The organism is Streptomyces sp. AC550_RSS872, assembly GCF_019049285.1.
Taxonomy (GTDB): Bacteria; Actinomycetota; Actinomycetes; order Streptomycetales; family Streptomycetaceae; genus Streptomyces.
Genome location: NZ_JAGMUL010000169.1, coordinates 220451 through 242199, shown reverse-complemented (window position 1 = coordinate 242199; position 21749 = coordinate 220451). Strand labels below are relative to the sequence as shown.

Here is a 21749-nt window from a genome sequence, read left to right as displayed (position 1 = left end):
CGTCACATTCCTCGTCGGGGAGCGGCATCGGTGTTCGCTCCCAGGCCGGCGGCCACCTGCCGCAGATAGGGGTTGGTGGCGCGCTCCTGGCCGATGGTCGTCTGGGGGCCGTGGCCGGACAGCACCACGGTCGAGTCGTCGAGCGGCAGGCATACGCGGGCCAGCGAGTCGAGTATCTCGGCCATGTCACCGCCGGGCAGGTCGGTGCGTCCGATGGAGCCGGCGAACAGCAGGTCGCCCGAGAACAGGATCGGCGGGATGTCCGCCGCCTCGGGCAGGCCGAAGGTCACCGACCCCTTGGTATGACCGGGCGCATGCGCGACGGAGAGTTCCATCCCTGCCAGATCCAGCTTCGCGCCGTCGGTGAGCTCCTTGACGTCGTCCGGTTCCCCGATGGTCAGCTCGCCCATCAACTGCATCCCGATGGAGCGGCCGAGCGCCTTCTCGGGGTCACTCATCATGTACCGGTCGTCGGGGTGGATCCAGGCCGGCACGTCGTGCGCGCCGCACACCGGGACGACCGAGGCCACGTGGTCGAGGTGGCCGTGGGTGAGGACGACGGCGACGGGCTTGAGCCGATGCTTCTTCAGTGCTTCCTCGACTCCTGGGGCCGCCTCGTGGCCCGGGTCGATGATCACGCACTCCTCGCCGGCGGCGGGGGCGACGAGATAACAGTTCGTCCCCCAGGCCCCGGCGGGGAACCCGGCAATGAGCACGATCGTCCTTCGTTTGTGTCGACACGAGTGGTTTGTCGGCGGACTCCGCCTGCGGTCAGAGCCTACCGGCGCTGCCGATTCCTCAGCGAACCCATATACGGTACGGGGCACACGCAGGCAGTCGGCTCACAGGACGCACGCGTACCGGTCGACACACACGACGCATGAGGAGAGAACCCGGTGGTCAGCCAGGAACAGCGGCGGCGTCAGCTCGCCCGGGAGAAGTTCTTGCGGCAGCAGCAGCGGCGTACGTCCGCCCGGCGCAAGGCACGTATGCGCAACGCGGTGATCGCGTCGGTGCTCGGCGTCGTGGTCATCGGCAGCCTCGCGCTGTACACGACCGGAGTCCTCAAGGGGGACGGCAGCGGCAAGGAGAACGCGGGCGCGGAGGTCACGCCCAGCGCGACGCCCAGCAAGGCCCCGGACCCGTGCGAGAAGCCGGCCGAGGGCAAGGTCAAGACGGCGACCTGGAAGAAGGAGCCGGCCCTGACCGTCGACAAGTCGGCGAAGTACACGATGAAGCTCGCCACGACGTGCGGTGACATAGACATCGCGCTGAAGGCGTCGGCCGCGCCGCACACCGTGAACTCGTTCGACTTCCTCGCCGGCAAGGGCTACTTCGACCACTCCAAGTGCCACCGGCTCACCACCAACGGCATCTACGTGCTCCAGTGCGGTGACCCGACGGGCACGGGAACGGGTGGTCCCGGGTACAACATCCCGGACGAGAACCTGAAGGACAAAAGCCTCAAGAGCAACATCTATCCCGCGGGCACCGTGGCGATGGCGAACACCGGACAGAAGAACTCCGGCGGCAGCCAGTTCTTCCTCGTGTACCAGGACAGTCAGCTGCCGCCCAGCTACACACCGTTCGGTACCGTTTCCGAATCCGGCATGAAGGTACTCAAGAAGATTGCCGACGCCGGAGAGAGCACCGGCCAGGGCGACGGGGCGCCCAACGCGACGGTGGTCATCGACAAGGCGACGGTCACCAAATCCTGACCGCCAGCTGCGAAATTTCGGTCGCGCGGGATGCGGACAGGCAACCCGCCGGTCGCCTATGTTGGCCGTGACGAAACTGTGGACGATGCCCGGGGGAACACGAGTCCCCCGCAGGCATCATGTGGAGGAGGCGCTGTGAGCAGCGACCCGTGGGGCCGCGTCGACGAGACGGGGACCGTGTACGTGCGTACGGCCGACGGCGAGCAGGTTGTCGGTTCTTGGCAGGCAGGCACTCCTGAGGAGGCGCTGGCCTATTTCGAGCGCAAGTACGAGGGCCTGGTTGTCGAGATCGGCCTCCTCGAGAAGCGAGTGAAGACCACCGACCTGTCGGCGAAGGACGCGCAGGCCGCGATCGACCACATTCGCGAGCAGGTCGACGCCCACCACGCGGTCGGCGATCTGGACGCCCTGAAGACCCGGCTGGACAAGCTCGTCGAGACGGTCGAGAAGCGGCGCGAGGAGCGCAAGCAGCAGCGGGCCAAGCAGTCGGACGAGGCGCGGCACGCCAAGGAGGCGCTGGTCACCGAGGCCGAGGAACTGGCGCAGTCCGACCAGTGGCGGGCCGCCGGTGAGCGGCTGCGGGCGCTGGTGGACACGTGGAAGGGCCTGCCGCGGCTCGACCGCAAGTCGGACGACGAGCTGTGGCACCGCTTCTCGCACGCCCGGTCGGCGTTCTCCAAGCGCCGCAAGGCTCACTTCGCGCAGCTCGACGCGCAGCGCGAGGAGGCCCGCAAGACCAAGGAGCGGCTGGTCGCCGAGGCCGAGTCGCTGTCCGGGTCGACCGACTGGGGTCCGACGGCGGCCCGCTACCGCGAGCTGATGTCGGAGTGGAAGGCCGCGGGCCGCGCCCAGCGCGAGCACGAGGACGACCTGTGGAACCGCTTCCGCGGCGCCCAGGACATCTTCTTCGCGGCCCGCAGCTCGGTCTTCGCCGAGCGCGACGCCGAGCAGGCCGAGAACCTGAAGCTGAAGGAGGAGCTGGCCGAGGAGGCCGAGAAGCTCCTGCCGATCGGCGACCTGAAGGCCGCGCGAGCCGCCTTCCGCTCGATCAACGAGCGCTGGGAGGCCATCGGCCATGTCCCGCGCGACGCCCGGCCCAAGGTGGAAGGCCGGATGCACGCCGTCGAGCGGGCCATCCAGGACGCCGAGGAGACCGAGTGGCGCCGGACCAACCCGGAGGCACGCGCGCGTGCCGAGGGGCTGACCGGCCAGCTCCAGGCCGCCGTGGACAAGCTGAGGGGCCAGGTCGAGCAGGCGCGCGCCCAGGGCAACAACGCGAAGGCCGACAAGCTGGAGCGTGAGCTGGAGGGCCGTCAGGCGCTGCTGGACCAGGCTCTGAAGGGGCTTCAGGAGTTCGGCGGCTAGCGCCGGGCGGTTCCCCGCTTCTACGACGAGAAGGGCCCCGTACGCGCGGTACGGGGCCCTTCTCGTCGTATGCCTACGGGCTCGTCGTGCCCTACGACCGGCTGCGCGCCGACGTCACGCGGTACACGTCGTACACGCCCTCCACTCCCCTGACCGCCTTCAGGACGTGCCCGAGGTGTTTCGGGTCGCCCATCTCGAAGGTGAAGCGAGAGGTGGCGACGCGGTCGCGGGAGGTCTGGACGGCCGCGGAGAGGATGTTGACGTGCTGGTCGGACAGGACGCGGGTGACGTCGGAGAGGAGCCGGGAGCGGTCCAGGGCCTCGACCTGGATGGCGACCAGGAAGACCGAGGACTGGGTGGGCGCCCACTCGACCTCGAGGATGCGCTCGGGCTCGCGGGACAGTGACTCCACGTTCACACAGTCGCTGCGGTGAACCGATACTCCGCTACCACGCGTGACGAAGCCGATGATCGGGTCGCCGGGTACGGGCGTACAGCAGCGGGCCAGCTTGACCCACACGTCCTCGACGCCCTTGACGATCACGCCCGGGTCGGCGCTGGAGCGCCGCTTGCGGCTGCGACCGCGGGCCGGCGGGACCGACTCGTCGATCTCCTCCGTGGCGGCTTCCTCGCCGCCGAGGGCCTGGACGAGCTTCTGCACGATGTTCTGCGCGGAGACATGGCCCTCGCCGATCGCCGCGTACAGCGCGGAGATGTCGGCGTAACGCATCTCGTGCGCGAGGGTGACCAGGGAGTCACCGGTGAGGATGCGCTGGATCGGCAGGTTCTGCTTGCGCATCGCGCGGACGATGGCGTCCTTGCCCTGCTCGATGGCCTCGTCGCGGCGCTCCTTGGAGAACCACGCCCGGATCTTGTTGCGGGCGCGCGGCGACTTCACGAAGCCGAGCCAGTCGCGGGAGGGGCCCGCGCCGGGTGCCTTGGAGGTGAAGACCTCCACCAAGTCGCCGTTGTCCAGGGTGGATTCGAGCGGTACGAGGCGGCCGTTGACCCGCGCCCCTATGGTGCGGTGGCCGACCTCGGTGTGGACGGCGTACGCGAAGTCGACCGGGGTGGCCCCGGCCGGGAGCGCTATGACGTCGCCCTTCGGGGTGAAGACGAAGACCTCGTTGCGGGACAGGTCGAAGCGCAGGGACTCCAGGAACTCGCCCGGGTCCTCGGTCTCCTTCTGCCAGTCCAGCAACTGGCGCAGCCACGCCATGTCGTTGAGGTGGTCGTCCTTGCCCTTGCCGGCCTTGGGCACGTCGGAGCGCACCTTGGAGGCGCCTGCGACGGCCTCCTGCTTGTACTTCCAGTGCGCGGCGATGCCGTACTCGGCGCGGCGGTGCATGTCGAAGGTGCGGATCTGGAGCTCGACCGGCTTGCCGTTGGGGCCGATGACCGTCGTGTGCAGCGACTGGTACATGTTGAACTTGGGCATCGCGATGTAGTCCTTGAACCGGCCGGGGACCGGGTTCCATCGCGCGTGCACGGTACCGAGGGCGGCGTAGCAGTCGCGGACCGTGTCGACGAGGACACGGATGCCCACCAGGTCGTAGATCTCCGCGAAGTCGCGGCCGCGGACGATCATCTTCTGGTAGACGCTGTAGTAATGCTTCGGGCGGCCGGTGACGGTCGCCTTGATGCGGGCGGCCCGCAGGTCCTGCTGGACCTCGTCGGTCACTATGGCCAGATACTCGTCACGCTTCGGTGCCCGCTCGGCCACCAGCCGTACGATCTCGTCGTACATCTTGGGGTAGAGGATCGCGAAGGCGAGGTCCTCCAGTTCCCACTTGATGGTGTTCATGCCGAGGCGGTGGGCGAGCGGCGCGTAGATCTCGAGGGTCTCGCGCGCCTTCTTCTCCTGCTTCTCGCGCTTGAGGTAGCGCATGGTGCGCATGTTGTGCAGGCGGTCGGCGAGCTTGATGACCAGGACGCGCGGGTCCTTGGCCATGGCGACGACCATCTTGCGCACGGTCTCGGCCTGCGCGGCCTCACCGAACTTGACCTTGTCCAGCTTGGTGACGCCGTCGACGAGCAGGGCGACCGAGTCGCCGAAGTCGCGGCGGAGCTGGTCGAGGCCGTACTCGGTGTCCTCGACGGTGTCGTGCAGCAGACCGGCCATGAGCGTGGCCGGATCCATGCCCAGCTCGGCGAGGATCGTGGTGACCGCGAGGGGGTGGGTGATGTACGGGTCGCCGCTCTTGCGCTTCTGCCCTCGGTGCCAGCGCTCGGCGACCTGGTAGGCCTTCTCGATCTGGCGGAGGGTGGCGGTCTCGATCTTCGGGTCGTTGCTGCGGACTATCCGCAGCAGCGGCTCGAGCACCGGGTTGTACGGGTTGGAGCGCTGGACGCCGAGACGGGCGAGGCGGGCGCGGACGCGGTTGGAGGAGCCGCTGCGAGCGGGCTGGCCTGCGGCCGGGCGGGCCGCGGGTGTGTTGACGGGCCGCTCGGGCGGGGCCGGCTTGGGCCGGGCCTGCTCGGCCGGCTTGTCGACGGGCGCGGACTGGGCATGCTCGACCGACCCGCGCGAGTCGTTCTTCGCTTGCGGCGCGCTCGGCGCGGGCTTCGCCGCGGGCGCCGAGGCGGACTCGGGCTTGGCGGCGGTCAGGTGCTGGGCCTCGTCTGGCAAGAGGGCTCCTCGTGCGCGATCCGGGTCCCCCGGTCAGGCTCCGGAAACCCCATGGTAGCGATCCTGCGCCCCAGGATCGCCTTCAGGCCGATGTGAGGGCCGTCTACTGGAGAAACGCGAGGGGCTGCCGCCTGCATTCCGGGGCCCCTGGAGCTGGCGGCCTGGGGCCACTGGCGGCTGCGGCGCCGTTGTGGCTGGTCGCGCCCACACGGGAGAGCCGCACATCGATACAGCCCCGCGCCCCTTGGGCAGTTCCCGCGCGCCCCCCGCAATCCGCCGCGCCCCTTAAATGGCGCGAAACGGCCGCCCCAGTTGTCCTGGGACGGCCGTATTCGTCGGGCTCTCAGATCACCAGCAGCGCTTCCAGCGGGGCTCCTGCCAGGGACGGTTCCAGGCGGGCTCGGCCGCCCAGGAAGCCGAGTTCCATCAGGACGGCGAGGCCTGCGACGTCGGCGCCCGCGCGGCGGATCAGCTGGATCGAGGCCTCCGCGGTGCCGCCCGTCGCAAGGACGTCGTCGATGACCAGGACGCGGTCGCCCGCGGCCAGGTCCTCGGCGTGGACCTCGATCTCCGCCGACCCGTACTCCAGGTCGTACGCCTGGCTGAGGGTCGCCCCGGGGAGCTTGCCCGCCTTGCGTACGGGGATGAAGCCGAGGCCCGCGCGGACGGCGACCGGGGCGCCCAGGATGAAGCCTCGGGCCTCCAGGCCGACGACCTTCGTGGCGCCGGTGTTCGCGGCGATCTCGGCCAGTGCGTCGGTGAGCGCCGTGAACGCCGCCGGGTCCGCCAGGAGCGGGGTGATGTCCTTGAACATCACGCCCGGCTCCGGGTAGTCCGCCACATCGCGGATCCGGCTGAGCAGGAGCTCCTTGATGTCGGTCATCGGCGCTTCCCGGACGGTCGGCCACGGCCCCGGTTGCGCGACGCGGGCTGGTTGCGGGGGCCGACGACCGCGGGGGCGGCGTCCTCCGGCTCGTCGTCGAAGGGCTCGTCGGTGGCGGTGGCCGGGGCGTCCGGCGACTCGCCCTCCGCGGCGGCCTGCGCCCGCTTGGCGAGTACGCGCTTCTTCAGGGCCTTCATCTGCGGCTCGCGCTCCTTGAGGTCGGCGACGAGCGGCGTGGCGATGAAGATCGAGGAGTACGCACCGGCGGCGAGGCCCACGAACAGCGACAGCGAGATGTCGTTGAGCATGCCGGCGCCGAGGAAACCGCCACCGATGAACAGCAGGCCCCCCACCGGCAGCAGCGCGACCACCGTGGTGTTGACGGAGCGGACCAGGGTGCTGTTGATCGAGCGGTTGGCGATGTCGCTGTAGGTCCAGCGGGTCTGCTTGGTGATGTCCTTCGTCTGTTCCTTGAGGCTGTCGAAGACGACGACCGTGTCGTACAGCGAATAACCGAGGATCGTGAGCAGACCGATCACCGTGCCCGGCGTGACCTCGAAGCCGACGAGGGCGTAGATGCCGACCGTGATGGTGATGTCGTGGATGAGGGCGACGAACGCGGCTAGTGCCATGCGCCACTCGAACGCGATGGCCAGGTAGATCACCACGAGGACCAGGAAGATCCCGAGGCCCTGCCAGGCCTTGTTGGCGATCTGTTCACCCCAGCTGGGGCCCACGAGTTCGCCGGTGACGTCCTTCTCCGCGACGCCCAGGTCCTTGGCCAGCTGCGCCGAGACCTTGTCGGCCTGGTTGGTGTCGATGCCGGCGACCTGGATGCGCAGGGGCGCCTCGTCGCCGCTGCCGAGCTTCTGGACGATCGCGTCGTGGCCGGAGGCCTTTTCCGCGTACTCCTGCGCCTGGGAGACCGAGACGCTGGTCTTCGGGGTGTTGAAGACCGCACCGCCCTGGAACTCGATGCCCATGTTCAGGCCGCGCACCGCCAGGCCGACGATGGCCGTGATGGTGATCAGGATCGAGAGGCCGTACCAGATCTTGCGGTTGCCGACGAAGTCGTAGCCGACCTCGCCACGGTGCAGTCGGGCGCCGAGGTTGCCGAGCTTCGACATCTCACGCCTCCTTCGTCTCGACGGGGGCGGAGGGACGTCGGGTGCGGCGCAGCGGCGGCCGGGCACCGAGTCGCTTGGGATCGAGGCCGGACCAGCTGTGACCGCTGCCGAAGAACTTGCTGCGCGCCATGAGCGTCAGCAGCGGCTTGGTGAACAGGAACACGACGACCACGTCGAGCAGGGTGGTCAGACCGAGCGTGAACGCGAAGCCCTGGACCTTGCCGACGGTGACGATGAAGAGCACCGCGGCGGCGAGGAACGACACGAAGTCCGAGACCAGGATGGTGCGCCGGGCGCGTGGCCAGGCCCGCTCGACGGCGGGGCGCAGCGAGCGGCCCTCGCGGACCTCGTCGCGGACGCGTTCGAAGTACACGATGAACGAGTCCGCTGTGATGCCGATGGCGACGATGGCACCGCAGACGGCCGGCAGGTTCAGCGCGAAGCCGATGGCCGGACCGAGCAGCGACATGATCGTGTAGGTCAGGGCGGCGGAGACCAGCAGCGACAGGATCGCGATGATCGACAGGCCACGGTAGTAGACCAGCAGGTAGATCACGACCAGGGCGAGACCGATCGCACCGGCGATCAGACCGGCCTTCAGCTGCTCGGTGCCGAGCGCCGGGCTCACCGTGGAGACGCTGTCCTCCTTGAAGGTCAGCGGCAGGGCACCGTAGGACAGCATGTTGGCGAGGCTCTCGGCCGACTGCTGGTTGAAGTTGCCGGAGATCTCGGCGTTGCCGCCCGTCAGGGCCTCGCTGACGGAGGGGTCGGAGATGACCTGGCCGTCCAGGACGATGGCGAACTGGTTCTGCGGCGGCTGGTTCTTGGCGAGCTTGCCGGTGATGTTGCCGAACTTCTTGCCGCCGGCGTTCGTGAACTGCATGGTCACGGTCCAGCCCGCGGCGTTCTGCGCGTTCCAGACGGCCTGGGCCTTGTCGACGTCCGTGCCGTCGACCTCGGCGGGGCCGAGGATGTACTTCTGCCACTGACCCTGCGAGTTCTGGCCGCAGGCGACGGTGGGGTCGGACGGCTTGGCGCCGTCGCCGGCCTTGGCGCGGACCGCCTCCTTGGTGCAGTCCAGCTTGGCGTACTGCGCTTCGAGGCCGCTGGTCGCCTGGTCGCCGGAGGCGCTGCCGCTCGCGGAGGCGGAGGCGCTGGAGGAGGCGCTCGTCGACGGCGTCGGGTCGGCCTTCAGGGCGTCGGTGACCGCACGGCCCTGGGTGGTGGAGCTCGGCGACGGGCTGGTGGAGCCGGAGGGGGACGCGGAGGAGGTCGCCTTGTCGGTGGAGTCGCCCGACGCGCTGCTGGAGGCGCTCGGCGTGGGGGTGGCCGCCGCGCCGCCGCCGGAGATCTCGGTGGTGAGGACCGGGCGGAAGTAGAGCTTCGCGGTGGTGCCGACCTGGTCCCGGGCTTCCTTGGAGTTCGTGCCCTTGGGGATGTTGACGATGATGTTCTCGTCGCCCTGGGTCTGTACCTCCGACTCCGAGACACCCAGACCATTGACACGGCGTTCCATGATCTCGACCGCGGTGTTCATGTTGGTCTTGTTGATCGCGGATTCCTGGCCGCGCTCGGGCACCGCGCGTAGCGTGATGCTCGTGCCGCCGGCCAGGTCGATGCCGAGTCGGGGAGTGGTGTTCCCCGAGGCGAACATCCCTCCGGTGAGCGCCGCGATGGCGATCAGGATGAGGGCCAGCGAGCGCCCTGGCTTGCTCTGGGCGCTCGCGCTCCGGCCCTTCTTAGGTGCTGCCACCTTCTCGTACTCCCTCTCGGGCCCCCTCGCTCCGGATCAACGGGCGGGCGGCCATGACATGGTGTCGGGATCCCGTGCGAGCTCAGCATGCCCGGGGGCGCGCAGGCGTGGCCCGCCGCGCGCCCCGGAGCATGGCTACTTCGCGTCGGAGTCGCCGTCGGTCTTCTTCGGCTCGTCGTCCGTCTTCGCCTCGGCGGACACGGCGTCGGCGGACTCCTCGGCCTTGTCCTCGTCCTTCTTACCGAGGTCGACGGACTTCTCGTCGGAGTCGGCGGCAGCGGCGGGCTCGTCGGTCTCGGTGAGGGAGGAGGCGTCGTCCGGGACGACGTCGGACTTCAGGTCGTGCTCGATGCCGTGCACGATGCGGTTGTACTCGTCGTCGGAGAGGACGGCACCGATCGCGTTCTTGGCGAAGAGGAGCTCCACGCCCGGGCCGGCGTCAACGAGGACGGTGTCGTCGCTGACCTCCTTGACCGTGGCGTACATGCCCCCGATGGTGCGGACACCGGATCCGGGCTGCATCTGGTTCCGCATGTCGGCGGCCTGCTGCTGCTTCTTCTTGGCCGACCGGGTCATCAGGAACATGGCCCCGATGAGCACGATGAACGGGAGGAGGGTCACGAGACTCGGCACGGGTCGGTACTTCCTTCACACGACCGCGCGGTGAGCGGCCTGATGGTTGGGGGTATGTGTGCCGCCGACAAAGGCGGCATCGGCGGAGTCTAAGCGAGTCTCCGCGCATGGAACAACGCTCAGCATGGCACCGGGGTTCCTGCTCCGGCCAGTGTGCTCGCCGTGACCGGGCCATCACGTCCCGAACAGGTCCTGTTGTCCGTTTCCCGCAGCTTGCGAGCGTGGCGGCGTCAGGCCGAGATGCGCCCATGCGGCGGGCGTGGCGACCCGGCCGCGCGGGGTGCGGGCGAGCAGGCCCTCCCGGACGAGGAAGGGTTCGGCGACCTCCTCGACGGTCTCGCGCTCCTCCCCCACCGCGACCGCGAGCGTCGACAGGCCGACCGGGCCGCCGCCGAACAGCTTCAGCAGGGCCTCCAGGACACCGCGGTCGAGGCGGTCCAGTCCACGGGCGTCGACCTCGTAGACGGCGAGGGCGGCCGCGGCGATGTCCCTGGTGATGATCCCGTCGGCCTTGACCTGGGCGTAGTCCCGGACGCGGCGGAGCAGCCGGTTGGCGATACGGGGCGTGCCGCGGGAGCGGCCGGCGATCTCGGCGGCGCCGTCGGCCTCGATCTCGACGTCGAGCAGACTGGCCGAGCGGTGGATGACGCGCTCCAGCTCAACAGGCTCGTAGAACTCCATGTGCGCGGTGAAGCCGAAGCGGTCGCGCAGCGGGGGCGGCAGCAGGCCCGCGCGTGTGGTGGCGCCGACCAGGGTGAACGGGGGCAGTTCGAGGGGGATGGCGGTGGCGCCCGGCCCCTTGCCGACGATCACGTCGACGCGGAAGTCCTCCATCGCCATGTACAGCATCTCCTCGGCGGGCCGGGACATGCGGTGGATCTCGTCGAGGAAGAGGACCTCGCCCTCCTGGAGGGAGGAGAGGATCGCCGCCAGGTCGCCCGCGTGCTGGATGGCAGGGCCGGAGGTGATGCGGATGGGGGCGCCCATCTCGGCGGCGATGATCATCGAGAGGGTGGTCTTGCCGAGGCCGGGGGCGCCGGAGAGCAGCACATGGTCAGCGGTGGCGCCCCGCGCGCGTGCGGCGCGCAGGACGAGGTCGAGCTGTTCGCGGACCTTCTCCTGGCCGATGAACTCGTCCAGGTCCTTCGGGCGCAGCGCGGCCTCGACGGCCTGGTCCTCACGGTCGGCGACAGAGCCCACCAGCCGCTCGGGGGCGGGGGTGTCGGTCGTGTCGTCCCAGTTCATGGAGTGTGCCTCGGGGTCGCGGTGGGTGTCGTACGGGGTGTGGCTTGCGGGCGTGTGGCTTGCGGGCGCGTGCGTACGCCTATGCCGTCGGGTCTGTCGGTCAGCGCGCTCTGTTGAGGGTCTGTAGGGCGGCCTTCAGCAGTTGTCCGACCTGGGGTGTGCCCTCGGCGGCCTCGGCCTGCGGCGCCACGGCGGCGACAGCCTCGTCGGCCTCGCGCGTCGCGTACCCGAGGCCGATCAGGGCGGCGTGCAGCTGGTCGCGCCAGCCCTGGGTGACCGGTGCACCGACGGCGGGCGCGCCGATCGGTTCGCCCAGGCGGTCCTTCAGCTCCAGGAGCAGCTTCTGGGCGCCCTTCTTGCCGATGCCGGGGACGGCGGTGAGGGACTTCTCGTCGGCGGTCGCGACGGCTCGGCGCAGGGCGTCGGGCGAGTGCACCGCCAGCATCGCCTGGGCCAGGCGCGGCCCGACGCCGCTCGCGGTCTGGAGCAGCTCGAACGTCTGGCGCTCGTCGTCGTCCGCGAAGCCGTACAGGGTGAGGGAGTCCTCGCGGACCACCAGTGAGGTGTGCAGCTTGGCGGGCTGGCCGAGGCGCAGGGTGGACAGCGTGTTCGGCGTGCACTGGACGGCCATGCCGACCCCGCCCACCTCGACCACCGCGGTGTCCGGAGCGAGTGCGGCCACTGTGCCGCTGACGAAGGCGATCATGCCGTACGGCCTTTCGGTGCTTTGGCGGTGTGCAGGGCCACGGCCTGCTGGAGTCGGTTCTGCGCGGGGGCGCGCCAGATGTGGCAGATGGCGAGCGCCAGGGCGTCGGCGGCGTCGGCCGGTCTGGGCGGCGCGGAGAGCCGGAGCAGCCGGGTGACCATGGCTCCGACCTGAGCCTTGTCGGCGCGGCCGCTGCCGGTGACGGCGGCCTTGACCTCGCTGGGGGTGTGCAGGGCGACGGGGATGCCGCGGCGGGCTGCGCAGAGCATGGCGACGGCGCTGGCCTGGGCGGTGCCCATCACCGTACGGACGTTGTGCTGGCTGAACACCCGCTCCACGGCGACGCATTCGGGCCGGTGCTCGTCCAGCCACTGCTCGATGCCCTGCTCGACGGCGACGAGGCGGTGGCCCAACTCGGCGTCGGCAGGCGTGCGGACGACTCCGACGCCGAGCATGGTGAGCGGGCGTCCGGCGACGCCCTCGACCACGCCGACACCGCATCGGGTCAGCCCCGGGTCCACCCCCAGTACGCGCACCCCGCGCCCCCTCCCTTCGATCGCCTGTTTGTGCAGGCTATCGGGTGCCACTGACAACGCCGGGCACCAACGCCCGGCAAAGCGACGGGCCGACGGGGATGCCCCGTCGGCCCGTTGAGCCCGTTCAGCTCGCGGCAGCGTTACGCGTCGACCTTCTCCATGATCTCGTCGCTGACGTCGAAGTTGGCGAAGACGTTCTGGACGTCGTCACTGTCCTCGAGCGCGTCGATCAGCTTGAAGATCTTCTTGGCGCCCTCCTCGTCGAGCTCGACCTGGACGGACGGCACGAAGCTGGAGTCGGCGGAGTCGTAGTCGATGCCGGCCTCCTGGAGGGCGGTGCGGACCGCGACCAGGTCGGTGGCCTCGCTGATGACCTCGAAGGACTCGCCGAGGTCGTTGACCTCCTCGGCGCCGGCGTCCAGGACGGCACCGAGGACGTCGTCCTCGGTCAGCTCGCCCTTGGGGACGATGACGACGCCCTTGCGGCTGAACATGTACGACACCGAGCCCGGGTCGGCCATGTTGCCGCCGTTGCGGGTCATGGCGACGCGGACGTCGGAGGCGGCGCGGTTGCGGTTGTCGGTGAGGCACTCGATGAGCACGGCGACGCCGTTCGGGCCGTAGCCCTCGTACATGATCGTCTCGTAGTCGGCGCCACCGGCCTCGAGACCGCCACCGCGCTTGATCGCGGAGTCGATGTTCTTGTTCGGCACCGACTGCTTCTTGGCCTTCTGGACGGCGTCATAGAGCGTCGGGTTGCCGTCGAGATCGACGCCGCCCATGCGCGCCGCGACCTCGATGTTCTTGATCAGCTTCGCGAAGAGCTTGCCGCGCTTGGCGTCGATCACGGCCTTCTTGTGCTTCGTCGTGGCCCATTTAGAGTGGCCGGACATCTGCCTGTCTCCTTCGCGTAACCCATCTATGAACGAACGCCAGAGATCCTACAAGGACTCCGTCGTCCGGTTCGCGTGCACCATGTCGACGAACAGGCCGTGCACACGGTGGTCGCCGGTCAGTTCCGGGTGGAACGACGTGGCCAGTGCGTTGCCCTGGCGGACGGCGACGATGTGGCCGTCGTGCTCGGCGAGGACCTCGGCCTCGGCGCCGACGGACTCGACCCAGGGGGCGCGGATGAAGACGCCCTCCACAGGATCGCCCGCGATGCCCTTCACGTCGACCGCCGCCTCGAAGGACTCGTTCTGACGTCCGAAGGCGTTGCGGCGCACGATCATGTCGATGCCGCCGATCGTCTCCTGGCCCGAGCGCGGGTCGAGGATCTTGTCGGCGAGCATGATCATGCCGGCGCAGGTGCCGTAGACGGGCATGCCGTCCCGCACGCGCGCGCGTAGGGGCTCCATCACGCCGAAGAGGACGGCGAGCTTGGAGATGGTCGTGGACTCGCCGCCGGGGATGACGAGGCCGTCCACCTCGGCGAGTTCTTCGGGGCGCCGCACCGGCCTGGCCACGGCGTCGGCCGCGGCCAGGGCGATGAGGTGCTCCCGTACGTCGCCCTGGAGGGCCAGGACGCCTATGACGGGTGCGTCGGTCATGTACGTGCAGTCCTTGGAGTGTGCTTACCAGCCGCGGTTGGCGTAGCGCTCGGCCTCGGGGAGGGTGTCGCAGTTGATGCCGACCATGGCCTCGCCCAGGTTGCGGGAGGCGTCCGCGATGATCTTCGGGTCGTCGTAGAAGGTGGTCGCCTTCACGATGGCGGCGGCACGCTTGGCGGGGTCGCCGGACTTGAAGATGCCGGAGCCGACGAAGACGCCCTCGGCGCCGAGCTGGCGCATCAGTGCGGCGTCGGCGGGGGTGGCGACGCCACCGGCGGAGAACAGCACGACCGGGAGCTTGCCGAGCTCGGAGACTTCCTTGACCAGCTCGTACGGGGCGCGCAGCTCCTTGGCGGCGGCGTACAGCTCGTTGTTGTCGAAGCCGCGCAGCTTGGCGATCTCGTTCTTGATCTGGCGCAGGTGGCGGACGGCCTCGACGACGTTGCCGGTGCCGGCCTCGCCCTTCGAGCGGATCATCGCGGCACCCTCGGCGATGCGGCGCAGGGCCTCGCCCAGGTTGGTGGCGCCACAGACGAACGGGGTGGTGAACGCCCACTTGTCGGAGTGGTTGACCTCGTCGGCCGGGGTGAGGACCTCGGACTCGTCGATGTAGTCGACGCCGAGGGATTGCAGGACCTGGGCCTCGACGAAGTGGCCGATGCGGGACTTGGCCATGACGGGGATGGAGACGGCGTCGATGATGCCCTCGATCATGTCCGGGTCGGACATCCGGGCCACGCCGCCGTCCTTGCGGATGTCGGCGGGGACCCGCTCCAGGGCCATGACGGCGACGGCGCCCGCGTCCTCGGCGATCTTCGCCTGCTCCGGCGTGACGACGTCCATGATCACGCCGCCCTTGAGCTGCTCGGCCATGCCGCGCTTCACGCGCGCGGTGCCGGTCTCGGGGGCCTGGTTTTCGGAGATGGACACGGGTGACCTCGCTCGGTGGAAAAGGGGCTACTGCAAGCAACGAGGAAACGTGAGGGGTGGGGGCCACTTCAAGGGCCAATAGTGAGGCGGTGGATCGTTTTGCCGGAGCCTGGGCTCCCGGGCGGCGTTAATGTCCTCGCATGGAACAGCGCATCAGTCTGGTCACGCTGGGAGTTTCCGATGTGGCGCGCTCGCGTGCCTTCTACGAGGCCCTGGGCTGGCGGGGGCAGGAGGTCGAGGAGACCGTCTTCTTCCAGGCCGGCGGGCTGGCCCTGGTCCTGTGGGGCCGCGACAAGCTCGCGCGGGACTGCGGGCTGACGGAGGGCAAGGGGGCCGGCTTCGGCGGGATCGCCCTGGCCCACAACGTGCGCTCGGACGCCGAGGTCGACGCTCTGCTGACGGCCGCGGAAGGGGCTGGAGCGACCGTCACCAAGCCCGCGGCCACCAATGTCGTCGGCTTCTACTCCGGGTGCTTCGTCGACCCGGACGGCCATGCCTGGGAGATCGCGCACAACCCCGGGTTCGCGCTCGCCGCAGACGGGTCCCTCACGCTCCCCGACTTCGGAACCTCCTAGGCCGCCCGGTCCGCCAGGGCCGCCGGGGGCTCGTCGTCCATCTCGAAGGCCAGCGGGAACGGGGCGTGGCCCGCCAGGCGGAACCAGCGGACCTTGCGGTGCCGTCGCAGGGCCCTGGCGGCCCGTACGGCGTCGTTGTGGAAGCGGCGGGCCATCGGGACCCGGCGGACCGCCTCGGTCAGCTCACGGGCCGCCTCCTCACCGCCAGGAGCCTCGCGTACGGCGTCCACCTGCTGGGGCTCCGCGAACACCGCACGCAGCGCCTGGCTCAGCTCGCTCTCGGCGACCTCCCGCTGCTCCTCCTCGGCCTGCCGTGCGGCATGGGCGGCCTCGTACAGGACGATCGACGCGGCCGGATCCAGGACGCCGGAGGTGGCCAGTTCCTGGGCCACGGAGGCGCGGCGCAGCAGCTGGGCGTCGAGCGCGGCGCGTGCCGCGTCGATCCGGGCGTGCAGCCGGTCCAGGCGACCTGCGGTCCAGCTCAGGTACAGGCCGATCGCGACGAGGGCTACGAGGATCCAGATGAGAGTTGCGGTCACGCGCCGCAGACTAGCTGCGCAGGCTTGGCCGGGAGGCAGGTGGGGCGTTGGTGTTGTACGGGGCGGCTGTCGTGGTCGTCGTCCGGGGGCTGCCGCCCCCAGATCCCCGCTTCGGCCTGAACGGCCTCGTCCTCAAACGCCGGACGGGCTGAAAAGCCTCAGTCCCGCGCCAGGCCCAAGCGCGCCCTCAGCCCGCTCCCGCCGCCCCCGGTCCGCTCGTCCGCGGCCACCGCCGCCGCGCCCGCCGTCACCGTCTCGTACACCGACAGGATGTCCGCCCCGACCGTCGACCAGTCGAAGCGACGTACGTGCGCGCTCCCCCGCTCCCGCAGCTCCGCCCGGCGGGCCGGGTCCTCCAGGACGCGTACCGCCGCCTCGGCGAGGGCGTCAGCGTCCTCGTTGGCGAAGAGTTCGCCCGCCGCTCCCTGGTCGAGGACCTGGGCGAAGGCGTCCAGGTCGGAGGCGAGAACCGGGGCGCCGGCCGACATCGCCTCGACCAGGATGATCCCGAAGCTCTCGCCGCCGGTGTTGGGGGCGATGTACAGGTCGACGCTGCGCAGGAAGCGGGCCTTGTCCTCATCGCTGATCATGCCGAGGAACTCGACGCGGGAGCGCAGTTCGGCGGGCAGGGTCTCGACCGCCTCCTCCTCGTCGCCGCGACCGGCCACCAGGAGCCTGGTCTGCGGGCGGGCGGCGAGGATCTTCGGCAGGGCCTTCATCAGGACCGGCAGGCCCTTGCGGGGCTCGTCGATGCGGCCCATGAAGCCGATGGTGTCGCCCTGCCACGCGGGGTTGGGCTCGGCCTTGGCGAAGAAGTCGACGTCGACGCCGTTCGGGATGACGACCGCGTCGCCGCCGAGGTGTTCCACCAGCGTGCGGCGGGCGTACTCGCTCACGGCGATGCGGGCGCTGATCTTCTCCAGGGCCGCCTGGAGGATGGCGTAGGCGGCGATCATCGCCCGGGAACGAGGGTTCGACGTGTGGAAGGTCGCCACGATCGGGCCCTGGGCCGCCCAGCAGGTCAGCAGGCCCAGGGACGGCGAGGCGGGCTCGTGGATGTGGATGACGTCGAACTCTCCGTCGTGCAGCCAGCGGCGCACGCGGGCCGCCGAGAGGAAGCCGAAGTTCAGGCGGGCGACCGAGCCGTTGTACGGGACCGGGACGGCGCGGCCCGCCGAGACGACGTAGGGCGGGAGCGGGGTGTCGTCGTCGGCCGGGGCCAGGACGGACACCTCGTGGCCGAGCCGGATGAAGTACTCGGCGAGGTCGCGGATGTGGAACTGGACGCCGCCCGGGACGTCCCAGGAGTAGGGGCAGACGATGCCGATCCTCACGGACGTTCCCCGTCCCCGCCGTCGGCCGTGGACGGTCGTGGTTCCAGGTCGGCGAGCCACAAGCGCTGGAGCATGTGCCAGTCCTCCGGATGTTCGGCGATCCCCGTGGCGAAGGCGTCGGCCAGCGCCTGTGTCATGACAGACGTCTTCTCGGCCCGCGTGCCTGTCTCCGGTACCTCGATCGGCGCGTGGACGCGGCCCTGCATGACGGGTGAGTCGTCGTACCAGAGCGTGACCGGCAGCAGGAGCGCCCCGGTCTGCTGGGCCAGCAGCGCCGGACCGGCCGGCATCCGGGCCGTGTCGCCGAAGAACTCGACCTCGACGCCGGACGCGGACAGGTCACGGTCGGAGACCAGGCAGACCAGGCCGCCGTCGCGCAGCCTGCGGGCCAGGGTGCCGAAGGCGGTGCCGCCGCTGTGCGGCAGGACCTCCATGCCCAGGCCCTCCCGGTAGGCGACGAAGCGGTCGTAGAGCGTCTCGGGCTTGAGGCGTTCGGCGACCGTCGTGAAGGGCGTTTCCAGTTTGGTGGTGACCCAGGCACCGGCGAGGTCCCAGTTGGCCAGGTGCGGCAGGGCGAGTATCACGCCGTTTCCGGCGGCGAGACCGTCGGTCAGGTAGTGGATGTCCTTGGCGTCGAAGCCGCCCTTGACGCGCTCGGCGCTCCAGGCGGGCAGCCGGAAGGACTCCATCCAGTAGCGCAGGTACGAGCGCATGCCCGCGCGCGAGAGTTCGGCGAGGCGCTCCGGGCTCGCGTCCGGCACCACGCGCGCGTAGTTGCTCTCCAGCCGCTGCACGCCCTTGCCACGCTGCTTCCAGGCGAGGTCGGCGATGGTGCGGCCGAGCCGTACGGCGACCGGCTCGGGGAGCTTCTTGACGGTGCCCCAGCCGAGGCCGTACAGCGCGTCCGTGAGACGGTCCTGGGCGCTCACTTGGCGGCCTCGCTCCCTTGAGAGGCGCTCTGCGGCTTGTCCTGCCCGGCCGCCGCGGCCTCCGCCTCGGCGGACTCGCGGCGGACCGTGACGACCCGCTGGATCAGCGTGACGAGGCTGCCGACGGCGACGATCCACAGGGCGACCGGCAGCAGGTACTGGATGCCGGGTACCCCGAACTTGTGCAGGCCCGCGATACCGGCCGCGACCAGCGAGATCACCAGGCGCTCGGCCCGCTCGACGAGGCCGTTGACCGCGACCGGCAGGCCGATCGATTCGCCACGGGCCTTGGTGTACGACACCACCTGGCCGCTGGCCAGGCAGAAGATCGAGACGGCGCACAGGACGAGGTCGTCGCCGCCACCGGCGTACCAGAGGATGAAGCCGCCGAAGATCGCGCCGTCGGCGACCCGGTCGAGGGTGGAGTCCAGGAAGGCACCCCAGCGGCTGGAGCGGCCGAGCTGGCGGGCCATGTTGCCGTCGACGAGGTCGGAGAACACGAACAGCGTGATCACGACCGTGCCCCAGAAGAACTCGCCCACGGGGTAGAAGACCAGCGCGCCCGCGACCACACCGGCCGTGCCGATGAGCGTGACCGTGTCGGGGCTGACGCCCAGCCGGATCAGAAACGCGGCGAACGGTGTGAGGACACGCGTGAAGAATGCACGCGCGTACTTGTTCAGCATGGCCTTCCCGAGGGTCGGTGTGGCCGTGCGGCCCCTGCTGGCCACCGGCTGGCCCATCGTAGCCACGCGCGCGTGCGGTGGACCGCCGGGCACTCGTACACGGCGTGAGCGGCCGGTCCGCCGGTGCCGGGCGGCGCGATCACGTCCGCCGTATGGACGCACCGTGACGGGAGTGGAAAGCTCGAAGGACCGCGGGCGTCATCGGAGCCGCCATCGCACGCGGATCCGTATGTCCGCGCCCACAGTGACCTCACCGTGCACGGGAGGCAGGATCATGGGCGACAAGGCGAACGCACACCCCGGAGCCGCCGGCAGGGCTACAGCGGCCGACCACCCCGCGTCCGTACGGAATGTGGTGCTGGTCGGCCACTCCGGATCGGGCAAGACCACGCTGGTGGAAGCCCTCGCGCTGACGGCGGGGGCGGTGAACCGGGCGGGCCGCGTGGAGGACGGCGGCACCGTCTCGGACTACGACGAGATCGAGCACCGGCAGCAACGCTCGGTGCAACTCTCCCTGGTGCCGGTCGAATGGGACGGCATCAAGGTCAACCTTCTGGACACCCCCGGATACGCCGACTTCGTCGGGGAACTCAGGGCCGGTCTGCGAGCGGCGGACGCGGCCCTTTTCGTCGTCTCGGCCTCGGACGGCGTGGACGGCTCGACCCGCATGGTGTGGGAGGAGTGCGCGGCCGTCGGCATGCCGCGCGCCATCGTCGTCACGCACCTGGAGTCCGCGCGAGCCGACTACGAGGAGATGACCCGGATCTGCGCGGAGGCCTTCGGCGGGGACGACCCCGACGCCGTGCTCCCGCTGTACCTGCCGCTGCACGGTGCGCAGGCACCGGACGGGCACGCGCCCGTGACCGGGCTGATCGGGCTGCTGTCCCAGCAACTGTTCGACTACTCCTCCGGCGAGCGCAAGGAGTCGGAACCGGGTGAGGAGCAGGTGCCGCAGATCGAGGAGGCCCGCAACCGGCTGATCGAGGGGATCATCTCCGAGTCGGAGGACGAGACCCTGATGGACCGGTATCTCGGCGGCGAGCAGATCGACGTCAAGACGCTGATCGAGGACCTGGAGCGGGCTGTCGCGCGCGGTGTCTTCCACCCCGTTCTGGCCGCCGCCCCCGCCACGGACGGGGCCCGGCAGGGGCTCGGCACGGTCGAGCTGCTGGAGCTGATCACGCGCGGCTTCCCGACGCCGCTGGAGCGCTCGGCGCCCTCGGTCACCACGGTCGACGGCAAACCTCGCGAGCTGAAGCTGTGCGACCCCGACGGGCCGCTGGTCGCGGAGGTCGTGAAGACCGCGTCCGACCCGTACGTCGGCCGGGTCTCGCTGGTCCGTGTCTTCTCCGGCACCCTGCGCCCCGACGAGACGGTGCACGTCTCCGGGCACGGTCTGGAGGACCGCGGGCACGAGGACCACGACGTGGACGAGCGGATCGGCGCCCTGTCCGCGCCCTTCGGCAAGCAGCAGCGCACGCTCAGCCACTGCATCGCCGGTGACCTCGCGTGCGTGGCGAAGCTGAGCCGCGCGGAGACCGGGGACACGCTGTCGGCCAAGGACGACCCGCTGCTGATGGAGCCCTGGCAGATGCCCGATCCGCTGCTGCCGCTCGCCATCCAGGCGCACAGCAAGGCGGACGAGGACAAGCTGTCGCAGGGCCTGTCCCGGCTGGTCGCCGAGGACCCGACGATGCGACTGGAACAGAACCAGGCCACCCACCAGGTGGTGCTGTGGTGCCTGGGCGAGGCGCACGCGGACGTCGCCCTCGAACGGCTGCGCAGCCGCTACGGCGTCCAGGTCGACGTCGTGCCGCACAAGGTCTCCCTGCGGGAGACGTTCGCGAACAAGTCGGCGGGCCGCGGCCGGCATGTGAAGCAGTCCGGCGGCCACGGGCAGTACGCGATCTGCGAGATCGAGGTGGAGCCGCTGCCGGGCGGTTCGGGCATCGAGTTCGTGGACAAGGTGGTCGGCGGTGCGGTGCCGCGGCAGTTCATTCCCTCGGTGGAGAAGGGCGTCAGGGCCCAGGCGGCCCGGGGAGTCGCGGCGGGCCATCCGCTCGTCGACATCCGGATCACGCTGCTCGACGGCAAGGCGCACTCGGTCGACTCCTCCGACGCCGCGTTCCAGACGGCCGGCGCGCTCGCGCTGCGGGAGGCGGCGGCGGACGCGAAGATCCATCTGCTGGAGCCGGTGGCCGAGGTGTCGGTCCTCATCGGCGACGACTACGTGGGCGCCGTGATGAGCGACCTGTCCGGGCGGCGCGGCCGCGTCCTCGGCACCGAGCAGACCAGCGGTGGCCGCACCCTCATCAAGGCCGAGGTGCCCGAGATCGAGATCGGGCGGTACGCCGTCGACCTGCGGTCGCTGTCGCACGGCACCGCGCGCTTCAACCGTTCGTACGCCCGGCACGAACCGATGCCGGCGCAGATCGCGGAAAGGATTCGCGAAGAGGCGCGCGAAGCCTCGTAGTTGGCGCCGGGCGCAACCAAGTGGCCCCACGGTGCCACCGCACGGCCCTTGCGGAACGCTCCCCTCCGCGTCGGCGGGCGGCTCCGGCCGTCCGCCGACGATTGTCAGTGGCGGGGGATACGCTCATCATTGATCAAC

20 protein-coding genes are annotated in these 21749 nt (G+C 70.2%); 4 read left to right on the top strand and 16 right to left on the bottom strand.

What is annotated here, in order from left to right:
* Positions 1–2: 2 nt before the first annotated feature.
* The gene (locus KUM44_RS39380) at positions 3–716 is read right to left on the bottom strand and encodes an MBL fold metallo-hydrolase (protein ID WP_217214557.1); all 714 of its coding nucleotides are present in this window, start codon (positions 714–716) and stop codon (positions 3–5) included.
* Positions 717–896: 180 nt separating this feature from the next.
* Between KUM44_RS39380 and KUM44_RS39375 the strand changes: the two genes are divergently transcribed.
* Both KUM44_RS39375 and KUM44_RS39370 read left to right on the top strand, forming a co-directional pair.
* The gene (locus KUM44_RS39375) at positions 897–1718 is read left to right on the top strand and encodes a peptidylprolyl isomerase (RefSeq protein ID WP_217214556.1); all 822 of its coding nucleotides are present in this window, start codon (positions 897–899) and stop codon (positions 1716–1718) included.
* Between the two features lie 135 nt (positions 1719–1853).
* On the top strand, positions 1854–3083 hold the full coding sequence (locus KUM44_RS39370) for a DUF349 domain-containing protein (protein ID WP_217214555.1): 1230 nt from the start codon (positions 1854–1856) through the stop codon (positions 3081–3083).
* Positions 3084–3174: 91 nt separating this feature from the next.
* Here the strand turns inward: KUM44_RS39370 and relA are convergent, their stop codons facing one another.
* The 11 genes from relA to pdxS form a co-directional block, all read right to left on the bottom strand.
* Positions 3175–5712 (bottom strand): GTP pyrophosphokinase, encoded by a 2538-nt coding sequence (gene relA / locus KUM44_RS39365; protein WP_217214554.1) that lies wholly within the window; start codon positions 5710–5712, stop codon positions 3175–3177.
* Between the two features lie 343 nt (positions 5713–6055).
* The gene (locus tag KUM44_RS39360; protein WP_217214553.1) at positions 6056–6595 is read right to left on the bottom strand and encodes an adenine phosphoribosyltransferase; all 540 of its coding nucleotides are present in this window, start codon (positions 6593–6595) and stop codon (positions 6056–6058) included.
* On the bottom strand, positions 6592–7722 hold the full coding sequence (gene secF, locus KUM44_RS39355) for a protein translocase subunit SecF (RefSeq protein WP_217214552.1): 1131 nt from the start codon (positions 7720–7722) through the stop codon (positions 6592–6594). Before secF ends, KUM44_RS39360 begins: the two co-directional genes overlap by 4 nt.
* 1 nt (position 7723) lies before the next feature.
* Positions 7724–9475, bottom strand: coding sequence for a protein translocase subunit SecD (gene secD / locus KUM44_RS39350; protein WP_217214551.1), 1752 nt, complete (start codon positions 9473–9475; stop codon positions 7724–7726).
* Between the two features lie 135 nt (positions 9476–9610).
* Entirely contained in the window at positions 9611–10108 is a 498-nt protein-coding gene (gene yajC, locus KUM44_RS39345; protein WP_308402822.1) for a preprotein translocase subunit YajC, read from the bottom strand.
* Between the two features lie 174 nt (positions 10109–10282).
* Positions 10283–11353 (bottom strand): Holliday junction branch migration DNA helicase RuvB, encoded by a 1071-nt coding sequence (gene ruvB, locus KUM44_RS39340; RefSeq protein ID WP_217214550.1) that lies wholly within the window; start codon positions 11351–11353, stop codon positions 10283–10285.
* A 100-nt stretch (positions 11354–11453) separates the two neighbouring features.
* On the bottom strand, positions 11454–12059 hold the full coding sequence (gene ruvA, locus KUM44_RS39335) for a Holliday junction branch migration protein RuvA (RefSeq protein ID WP_217214549.1): 606 nt from the start codon (positions 12057–12059) through the stop codon (positions 11454–11456).
* Positions 12056–12595 carry a crossover junction endodeoxyribonuclease RuvC gene (gene ruvC, locus KUM44_RS39330; RefSeq protein WP_217214548.1) on the bottom strand — a complete coding sequence of 180 codons (540 nt, stop codon included), beginning with the start codon at positions 12593–12595 and terminating at the stop codon, positions 12056–12058. The genes ruvA and ruvC overlap by 4 nt, the downstream gene beginning before the upstream one ends.
* A gap of 140 nt (positions 12596–12735) precedes the next feature.
* A complete protein-coding gene (locus KUM44_RS39325; RefSeq protein WP_031486804.1) occupies positions 12736–13488 on the bottom strand; it encodes a YebC/PmpR family DNA-binding transcriptional regulator in 753 nt (250 codons plus the stop codon).
* A gap of 48 nt (positions 13489–13536) precedes the next feature.
* Positions 13537–14145 (bottom strand): pyridoxal 5'-phosphate synthase glutaminase subunit PdxT, encoded by a 609-nt coding sequence (gene pdxT, locus KUM44_RS39320; RefSeq protein WP_217214547.1) that lies wholly within the window; start codon positions 14143–14145, stop codon positions 13537–13539.
* 24 nt (positions 14146–14169) lie between these two features.
* Positions 14170–15018 (bottom strand): pyridoxal 5'-phosphate synthase lyase subunit PdxS, encoded by an 849-nt coding sequence (gene pdxS / locus KUM44_RS39315; protein WP_228048579.1) that lies wholly within the window; start codon positions 15016–15018, stop codon positions 14170–14172.
* A 197-nt stretch (positions 15019–15215) separates the two neighbouring features.
* On the opposite strand from pdxS, the gene KUM44_RS39310 reads away from it, so the two are divergent.
* Positions 15216–15650: a VOC family protein gene (locus tag KUM44_RS39310; protein WP_217214546.1), complete on the top strand. Its 435-nt coding sequence runs from the start codon at positions 15216–15218 to the stop codon at positions 15648–15650.
* On the opposite strand, the gene KUM44_RS39305 is transcribed toward KUM44_RS39310, so the two are convergent.
* From KUM44_RS39305 to pgsA, 4 genes are all read right to left on the bottom strand, one after another.
* Complete coding sequence (locus tag KUM44_RS39305; RefSeq protein WP_217214545.1) at positions 15647–16189, bottom strand: hypothetical protein; 543 nt, start codon at positions 16187–16189, stop codon at positions 15647–15649. The two genes, KUM44_RS39310 and KUM44_RS39305, sit on opposite strands and share 4 nt — an antisense overlap.
* A gap of 158 nt (positions 16190–16347) precedes the next feature.
* Positions 16348–17523 (bottom strand): glycosyltransferase family 4 protein, encoded by a 1176-nt coding sequence (locus KUM44_RS39300; RefSeq protein WP_217214544.1) that lies wholly within the window; start codon positions 17521–17523, stop codon positions 16348–16350.
* Complete coding sequence (locus KUM44_RS39295) at positions 17520–18452, bottom strand: phosphatidylinositol mannoside acyltransferase (RefSeq protein WP_217214543.1); 933 nt, start codon at positions 18450–18452, stop codon at positions 17520–17522. Before KUM44_RS39295 ends, KUM44_RS39300 begins: the two co-directional genes overlap by 4 nt.
* Positions 18449–19195, bottom strand: coding sequence for a phosphatidylinositol phosphate synthase (gene pgsA, locus KUM44_RS39290; protein ID WP_217214586.1), 747 nt, complete (start codon positions 19193–19195; stop codon positions 18449–18451). The genes KUM44_RS39295 and pgsA overlap by 4 nt, the downstream gene beginning before the upstream one ends.
* A 217-nt stretch (positions 19196–19412) precedes the next feature.
* On the opposite strand from pgsA, the gene KUM44_RS39285 reads away from it, so the two are divergent.
* Positions 19413–21611, top strand: coding sequence for an elongation factor G-like protein EF-G2 (locus tag KUM44_RS39285; RefSeq protein ID WP_217214542.1), 2199 nt, complete (start codon positions 19413–19415; stop codon positions 21609–21611).
* The last annotated feature ends 138 nt before the right edge of the window (positions 21612–21749 follow it).